Annotated in this window: 6 protein-coding genes and 2 tRNA genes; 7 read left to right on the forward strand and 1 reads right to left on the reverse strand. The window is 71.8% G+C overall.

Going from position 1 to position 7,378, the window contains the following annotated elements; genetic code table 11:
• Window positions 1-68: 68 nt before the first annotated feature.
• Complete coding sequence (locus ACFU5G_RS28045; protein ID WP_377252075.1) at window positions 69-1,790, reverse strand: GMC oxidoreductase; 1,722 nt, start codon at window positions 1,788-1,790, stop codon at window positions 69-71.
• 239 nt (window positions 1,791-2,029) lie between these two features.
• Between ACFU5G_RS28045 and ACFU5G_RS28050 the strand changes: the two genes are divergently transcribed.
• From ACFU5G_RS28050 to ACFU5G_RS28080, 7 genes are all read left to right on the forward strand, one after another.
• Window positions 2,030-2,121 (forward strand) — tRNA-Ser (locus tag ACFU5G_RS28050).
• 183 nt (window positions 2,122-2,304) lie between these two features.
• Window positions 2,305-2,377: transfer RNA gene (locus ACFU5G_RS28055), tRNA-Arg, on the forward strand.
• Between the two features lie 81 nt (window positions 2,378-2,458).
• A complete protein-coding gene (locus ACFU5G_RS28060; RefSeq protein WP_377252077.1) occupies window positions 2,459-3,139 on the forward strand; it encodes an HAD family hydrolase in 681 nt (226 codons plus the stop codon).
• 290 nt (window positions 3,140-3,429) lie between these two features.
• The gene (locus ACFU5G_RS28065; protein ID WP_377252079.1) at window positions 3,430-4,224 is read left to right on the forward strand and encodes an IclR family transcriptional regulator C-terminal domain-containing protein; all 795 of its coding nucleotides are present in this window, start codon (window positions 3,430-3,432) and stop codon (window positions 4,222-4,224) included.
• Window positions 4,225-4,295: 71 nt separating this feature from the next.
• Window positions 4,296-5,489, forward strand: coding sequence for a thiolase family protein (locus ACFU5G_RS28070; protein ID WP_377252081.1), 1,194 nt, complete (start codon window positions 4,296-4,298; stop codon window positions 5,487-5,489).
• A complete protein-coding gene (locus tag ACFU5G_RS28075) occupies window positions 5,486-6,211 on the forward strand; it encodes a 3-oxoacid CoA-transferase subunit A (RefSeq protein WP_377252083.1) in 726 nt (241 codons plus the stop codon). The genes ACFU5G_RS28070 and ACFU5G_RS28075 overlap by 4 nt, the downstream gene beginning before the upstream one ends.
• Entirely contained in the window at window positions 6,208-6,888 is a 681-nt protein-coding gene (locus tag ACFU5G_RS28080; protein ID WP_377252085.1) for a 3-oxoacid CoA-transferase subunit B, read from the forward strand. Before ACFU5G_RS28075 ends, ACFU5G_RS28080 begins: the two co-directional genes overlap by 4 nt.
• Window positions 6,889-7,378: the final 490 nt, after the last annotated feature.

Here is a 7,378-nt window from a genome sequence, read left to right on the forward strand (position 1 = left end):
GTCCCGCCCGACACTCGTCGGGCGGGACCGGACAGGCGCTCCGTCGTGCGGTCGCTGGCGTGCTGTCGCTAGCTGATGCCAACGATGGGCAGACGCAGCGCGGCGGGTGCCGCCTCGGGCACGACCGGGGCTACCGGCCGTACCGGCTCGACCGGCCGGTAGGCCGACCCGAGGGCGGGCCGTCCGTCCTGGTCGTCCGCGTTGGGCCACAACGCGCAGGCCCGCTCGGCCTGGGCCGTGATGGTCAGCGACGGGTTCACCCCGAGGTTCGCCGTCACGGCGGAGCCGTCCATGACGTGCAGGCCCTCGTGCCCGAACACCCGCAGGTACGGGTCCACCACGCCGTCGTCCGCGGCGGAGCCGATCGCGCAGCCGCCCAGGATGTGCGCCGTCAGCGGGATGTTGAACGGGTCGCCGATCGTGCCGCCCGCGATGCCCTCGACCCCCTCGTCACCCATCGTGTCGGCCATGCGGCGCACGGCCTCGTGGCCCTCGGGGATCCAGCTCGGGTTGGGCGCTCCGGTGCCCTGCCGCGACGTCATGAAGCGGCCGAACGGGGAGCGGCGGGTCATCGTGGTCAGCGAGTTGTCATGGGCCTGCATGACCAGCGCGATGACCGTCCGCTCGGACCAGCGGCGCCAGTCCATCAGCACCGGCAGCCACTTGAGGTTCTTGCCCATCTCGGCGAACCAGCGGAGGAACCTGAACGGTCCGCCGTCGACCAGGATGTGCTGCAGCGCCGCCATCACGTTGGAGCCGTGGCCGTAGCGCACGGGCTCGATGTGCGTGCTCTCGTTCGGGTAGAACGACGATGTGATCGCGAGCCCGCGCGAGTAGTCGGTCGAGCCGACCTTGTGCGTCATCGCGCCGAGCAGGGCCTCGGAGTTGGTGCGGGTGAGGTGCCCGAGCCGGTTCGAGAGGCCCGGCAGTGTGCCGGCGTCCTTCATGGCGTGCAGCAGGCGCTGCGTGCCGAGCGTGCCGGCGGCGAACACGACCTGCCGGGCGGTGAACGTCCGGCGGGCGCCGAGCTTCCGGCCCGTGCGGTGTGTGCGGATCTCGTACCCGCCGCCCTCGGCGTCGGTCCGCGGCCGGACGACGTCGGCGGTGGTCAGCGGGTGCACCACTGCGCCCGCCCCCTCCGCCAGGTAGAGGTAGTTCTTGACCAGCGTGTTCTTGGCGCCGTGCCGGCAGCCGGTCATGCACTCGCCGCACTCGATGCAACCCGTCCGCTCCGGCCCGGCCCCGCCGAAGAACGGGTCGGCGGCCCGGCAGCCCGGCGACGGCGACTCCGCGCCGCCGGGGCCGAAGTAGACGCCCACCCGGGTGGGCCGGAAGGTGTCGCCGACGCCCATGTCGTCCGCGACCGACCGGATGACGTCGTCCGCCGGGGACCGCCCGTGGTACCTGACCACGCCGAGCATGCGCTCCGCCTGGTCGTAGTAGGGCGCGAGCTCGCTCTTCCAGTCAGTGATGCGCGACCAGGCGGGGTCCGCGTAGAACGGGTCGAGGGGGCGGTACAGGGTGTTCGCGTACACGAGCGACCCGCCGCCCACGCCCGCGCCCGTGAGGCACAGGACGTTGCGCAGCAGCCGGACCCGCTGGATCCCGTAACAGCCCAGTGCGGGCGCCCAGAGGAACTGCTTGAGGTGCCAGGAGTTCTTGGCGAACTCGTCGTCCGCGAAGCGGCGGCCTGCCTCGAGCACACCCACCCGGTAGCCCTTCTCCGTGAGCCGGAGGGCCGCGACGCTGCCGCCGAAGCCTGAGCCGATCACCAAGACGTCGTAGTCCATGACCGCGAATGTACCGCTTATTGACGCTGTGTGAAATACGCTGTCCTGATGTGCCTGACGGCGCCGAGGGCGCTGCACCGACCGCCCGTGCCCACCTGCTTCGGAACGAAAAAATGGCGGGATCACGCGGCTGCGGGGCGGTCGGGCGGGTCGCGGTCCGTCCCGCTTTGCTCAGGCTGCCGTCCGCCAGGTAGCCTGGGCCGCGCGGCACCGCCCTGCCTGGGTGAAGGCTGTCGCGAGGAGACGTCGCATAGTCAGGTCTAGTGCGCCACCCTGCTAAGGTGGTAACGGGGCAACCCGTTCGAGGGTTCAAATCCCTCCGTCTCCGCCAGGAAGGTCCCGGCCGCGCGTGACGCCCGGGGCCTTTTCTGTGGGAGACGCCGGACTTCCGGACGGTTGTGACGGAGTTCTCCCCGGGAAGCACGGATTTGAGTTTGGGTCCGCGCCGAACAGGCTGTAATGTTCTCGTCGGTCGGCCGTGTGAACGGCAGGCAGACAGTAAGTAGTACGACCAGCGCCCGTAGCTCAACGGATAGAGCATCTGACTACGGATCAGAAGGTTGGGGGTTCGAATCCCTTCGGGCGCACAGCAGGAACGAGGCCCCGGTCAGCGGAAACGCTGACCGGGGCCTCTTCGTTGCCACCACACCGACGATGGAGGTGACGTCGTGATCGATGCCGCACGGCTCCTCAGGGAATCGACGGCTGTCCTGCTCGACTTCGACGGCCCGGTCACCCCGCTCATGCCCGCGCCGGCCAACATGCACGCCGCCGACGCCGCCCGCGAAGCACTCAGCGCCCACGGCATCACGCCGCCTGACGACATCGCCACGACGTCGGACCACCTGGCACTTGTCCGATGGGCCGGCGCCCACGCGCCCTACGCGCTTGCTGATGTAGACGACGCATGCACGATCGCCGAGACGAACTCCGCATTGACCTGCACACCGACCCCGGGGGCGCACGGCCTCCTCGCCGCCCTCCATGCCGCAGGGGTCCCCGTGGTCATCGTGAGCAACAACGACGCCTTCGCGATCGGCAACTACCTCCAGCGCCACGCGCTCACCACGCAGGTGCGCGACGTCATCGGTCGCCCGTTCATGCGCCCGGATCTCATGAAGCCGCACCCGCACACGGTCGAGCGGGCGCTGACGATCGTGGCGTCCAGCGCCTCCGACACCGTCCTGATCGGGGACTCCGTGTCGGACATCCAGGTGGCCAGGGCAACCGGCCTCCGCTCCATCGGTTACGCCAAGACGCGGCGACGCGGGGACGAGCTCCGCGAAGCAGGTGCTGACGCGCTCACCGAGGACATCGCGGACCTGGCCGGCAGCGTGAGACAGATCTGACCGCGCCTGCGGCACGTCGCGATCCGGTCACGGTTGCTTTCCGGGCCGCCGAACCATTGACCCGGCCTCCGGGCGATCGCTACCTTCGCGAGCGGCACACCCGTTCGGAGAACGACCAGGGCCGCGGGCGCCGGGGCTCAACGGTGTGCTCCGACGTCGGACCAGGGGAGGCCCGGGCGGGCGTGCTGCCAAAGGCGTGGCTCCCCGGCCGACGGGAGCGACCTGGTGCGGACAGCCGGATGCTCGGCCAGGATGCGAAGCGGACGCGCCGACGGCATGGAGGAATCCGGATGAGCGACATCGTGCAGGACCCCGGCACCCGGTCCGGTGAGTTCGTGCAGTCCCTCGAGCGTGGGCTGTCTGTGATCCGCGCGTTCGGCCCGGACCGCGCCCGGATGACGCTGAGCGAGGTGGCGCGCGCTGCAGACCTGAGCCGGGCGTCGGCCCGCCGTTTCCTGCACACGCTCGTCGAGCTCGGCTACGTCGTGACCGACGGGCGCGTGTTCGCCCTGCGCCCCCAGGTGCTCGAGCTCGGGTACGCCTACCTGTCCAGCCTCTCGCTGCCGGACGTGGCCCAGCCGCACCTGGAGCGGCTCGCGGAGGACGTCGGCGAGTCGTCGTCGGTCGCCGTGCTGGACGGCGCCGAGATCGTCTACGTGGCGCGGGTCGCCACGCATCGCATCATGTCGGCGGCGATCCAGGTCGGTACGCGGTTCCCGGCGTCCGCCACCTCGATGGGGCGCGCGGTCCTGGCGCACCTGCCCAGCGGCGACCGCGACGACTTCCTGGGCGCCGTGGCCCTGGTGCCGCTCACGCCCCGCACGATCGTCGACGTCGAGCTGCTGCGCGCGGAGCTGGACCTGGTGCGCGACCAGGGCTGGGCGCTCGTCGACCAGGAGCTGGAGGAGGGGCTGCGGTCCCTGGCCGCGCCCCTGCGGGACCGCACCGGGCGCGTGGTCGGCGCGGTGAACGTGTCCACCCCGGTGCGCCGCGGCGCGGTCGAGGAGCTGGTCGCCGAGTTCCTGCCGGCGCTGCTGCGTGCGGCCGCCGAGATCGAGGCGGACCTGGCCCGCACCCGCGGCTGAGCCCTGCGGTACCGTGGGCGTACGCATACGGAACTTGTGTGCGCACTGCGAACGTGCAGAGGTGTGAATCGATGAGTTCGGCATTCGTCTACGACGCGGTGCGCACACCCTTCGGCCGCTACGGCGGAGCGCTCGCCGGGGTGCGGCCGGACGACCTGGCGGCCTTCGTGGTCGGCGAGCAGGTCCGCCGGGCCCCTGAGCTGGACCCGGCCCGGATCGACGACGTGGTCCTCGGCAACGCGAACGGCGCCGGCGAGGAGAACCGCAACGTGGCTCGAATGGCCGTGCTGCTGGCCGGGCTGCCGCTGTCGGTCCCGGGCGTGACGGTCAACCGTCTGTGCGGCTCGTCGCTGGACGCCGTCGTCCAGGCGGCCCGTGCCGTGGAGACGGGCGACGCCGACGTCGTCGTGGCCGGCGGCGTCGAGTCCATGAGCCGCGCGCCGTGGGTTCTGCCCAAGCCGGAGCGGGCCTACCCGGCAGGCGGCGCCGAGCTGGTCTCCACCACACTGGGCTGGCGCCTGGTGAACGAGCGCATGCGGCCGGACTGGACGGTGTCCCTCGGTGAGGCCACGGAACGGCTGCGCGAGAAGTACGGCGTCACCCGCGAGCGGCAGGACGAGTTCGCCCTGCGCAGCCACCGCCTCGCGCACGAGGCCTGGGAGGCCGGGCGGTACGACGACCTGGTCACCGCGTACCCCGGCACGGAGCTCCTCCGGGACGAGCCGGTGCGCCCGGACGGCACCCTGGAGAAGCTCGCTGCACTGAAGCCCTCCTTCCGGTCGGACGGCGGCACCATCACCGCGGGCAACGCCTCCCCGCTGACGGACGGCGCCAGCGCCGCCCTGATCGGCTCCGCGGCCGCTGCGGACCTGACCGGCCTGGAGCCGCTGGCCCGGATCGCGGGCCGCGCCTCGGTCGCCAACGAGCCGCAGTACTTCGGGTACGCCCCGGTGGAGGCCGCGGAGCGCGCGCTCGCGAGAAGCGGCATCGGCTGGGCCGACGTCGGCGCCGTCGAGCTCAACGAGGCGTTCGCCGCGCAGTCGCTCGTCTGCCTCGACGCGTGGGGCGTGGACCCGGAGATCGTGAACGCGTGGGGCGGAGCGACGGCGCTCGGGCACCCGCTCGGCGCCTCCGGCACCCGGATCCTGGGCACGCTCGCGCGCCGGCTGCTCGCCGAGGACCAGCGCTGGGGCGTGGCCGCGATCTGCATCGGCGTCGGGCAGGGCGTGGCCGTCGTACTGGAGAACGCGCGGGCAGCCGCATGACCGTCCAGGTCGCGCGGACGGCCCGGGAGGCACTGGGCGACGTCGCCGACGGCTCGACCGTGATGATCGGTGGCTTCGGGCCGGCGGGACAGCCGGTCGAGCTGATCGAGGCGCTCCTGGAGCAGGGGGCCGGCGACCTCGTCGTCGTCTCCAACAACGCGGGCAACGGCGAGGACGCGCTGGCCCGGCTGATCCTCGAACACCGGGTGCGCAAGATCGTGTGCTCGTTCCCCCGCCAGGTGGACTCCTGGCACTTCGATGCCGCGTACCGCGCCGGCGAGGTCGAGCTCGAGCTGGTGCCGCAGGGCAACCTGGCGGAGCGGATCCGCGCCGCCGGCGCCGGCCTGGGCGGCTTCTTCACCCCGACCGGCTTCGGCACGCCCCTCGCCGAGGGCAAGGAGACCCGCGTGGTCGACGGCGTCCCGATGGTCTTCGAGTCACCCCTGCCCGCCGACGTCGCCCTGGTCAAGGCCTTCCGGGCCGACGGCGTCGGCAACCTCGTCTACCGGCGCACGGCCCGGAACTTCGGACCGGTGATGGCCACGGCGGCGCGGCGGACCGTCGCACAGGTCCGGGAGGTGGTGCCGACCGGCTCGATCGATCCGGAGACGGTGGTGACCCCGGGCATCTACGTCGACGCCGTCGTGGCGCTCGACAGCGCGACCGTGCTGGCGGGCACACAGTCCGGGACGCAGGCCTCGGCGCAGGGTTCGGCCTCGTGAGCGCCGAGACGGTGCCCCCGGGTCCGCGGAGCGGGTCCCCGCTGTCCAAGGCGCAGCTCGCCGCCAGGGTGGCCGCGGACATCGAGCCGGGTTCCTACGTGAACCTGGGCATCGGACTGCCCACGCTCGTGGCCGACCACCTGCCGCCCGGTTCGGGCATCACCCTGCACACGGAGAACGGCCTGCTCGGCATGGGCCCGGCCCCGGAGCCGGCCGACGTCGACCCGGAGCTGATCAACGCGGGCAAGGTGCCGGTGACCGAGCTCGACGGGGCCTCCTACTTCCACCAGGCGGAATCGTTCGCCATGATGCGCGGCGGCCACATCGACGTGTGCGTGCTGGGTGCCTTCCAGGTGTCGACGTCGGGCGACCTCGCCAACTGGTCCACGGGCCGACCCGGGGCGGTGCCCGCCGTGGGCGGGGCGATGGATCTCGCTGTCGGCGCCCGGCGGAGCGTCGTCATGATGACGCTCCTGACCAAGGACGGTCAGCCCAAGCTGGTCCGGGAGTGCACGCTGCCGCTCACCGGCGTCGGCTGCGTGTCGCGGATCTACAGCGACATCGCCGTGATCGACGTCGGCCCGGCGCTCGCGGCGGACGGCGGTGCGCGCGTCGTCGAGACCTACGGGGTCACGCACGGGGAGCTCGAGGAGCTGCTCAGGCTCCGCCTGGGCTAGGCCCGCTGCTGCTGTTCCTTGCCAGGTGGCGCGGCGGGCCGTGGGGCGCCGCCGCACGGCGGATGGCGAAATCTGAACCAAAGATTACGCAGACATGGCCGACCGGGGGAGTTCTTGGTCTGCGCCCGGCCTACGGGCCGCGGACGGGGGCCGTTGGGCCGGTCTGACATGGCTCCGGCGCGTCCGGACCTGATGGCTTCTTGGAAAAACACCCGGTGAACAGCGCTTCTGTGTCGGCTGTCACGCATCGTGGCTTTGACGGACCCTGCGGGCTGACGTAACGTTCTCGTTGTTCGCCCGACAGGGAGACACGGACAGGAAGCGCGAAGAGCGTGACTGGCCGGTCCCGGGGCGGAAACCACCTGAAGATTTCAGAGGGCCTCGTGCGCTCTGGAGCGGGGGTGGGCTTGCCGGACAGGCACCCCGAGGTTTGCATCCTGAACAGGATGCTTGCGCCGGGGAGCGTGGTAGGGTAAGTTACAGAGGTTGC

Source organism: Promicromonospora sp. NPDC057488 (genome assembly GCF_042802395.1).
GTDB lineage: Bacteria > Actinomycetota > Actinomycetes > Actinomycetales > Cellulomonadaceae > Promicromonospora.

Bases quoted from the DNA above. Each gene is read 5' to 3' on its own strand.
- ACFU5G_RS28045 (WP_377252075.1), bottom strand. From the start codon at position 1,790: ATGGACTACGACGTCTTGGTGATCGGCTCAGGCTTCGGCGGCAGCGTC.
- ACFU5G_RS28065 (WP_377252079.1), top strand. From the start codon at position 3,430: ATGAGCGACATCGTGCAGGACCCCGGCACCCGGTCCGGTGAGTTCGTG.
- ACFU5G_RS28070 (WP_377252081.1), top strand. From the start codon at position 4,296: ATGAGTTCGGCATTCGTCTACGACGCGGTGCGCACACCCTTCGGCCGC.
- ACFU5G_RS28075 (WP_377252083.1), top strand. From the start codon at position 5,486: ATGACCGTCCAGGTCGCGCGGACGGCCCGGGAGGCACTGGGCGACGTC.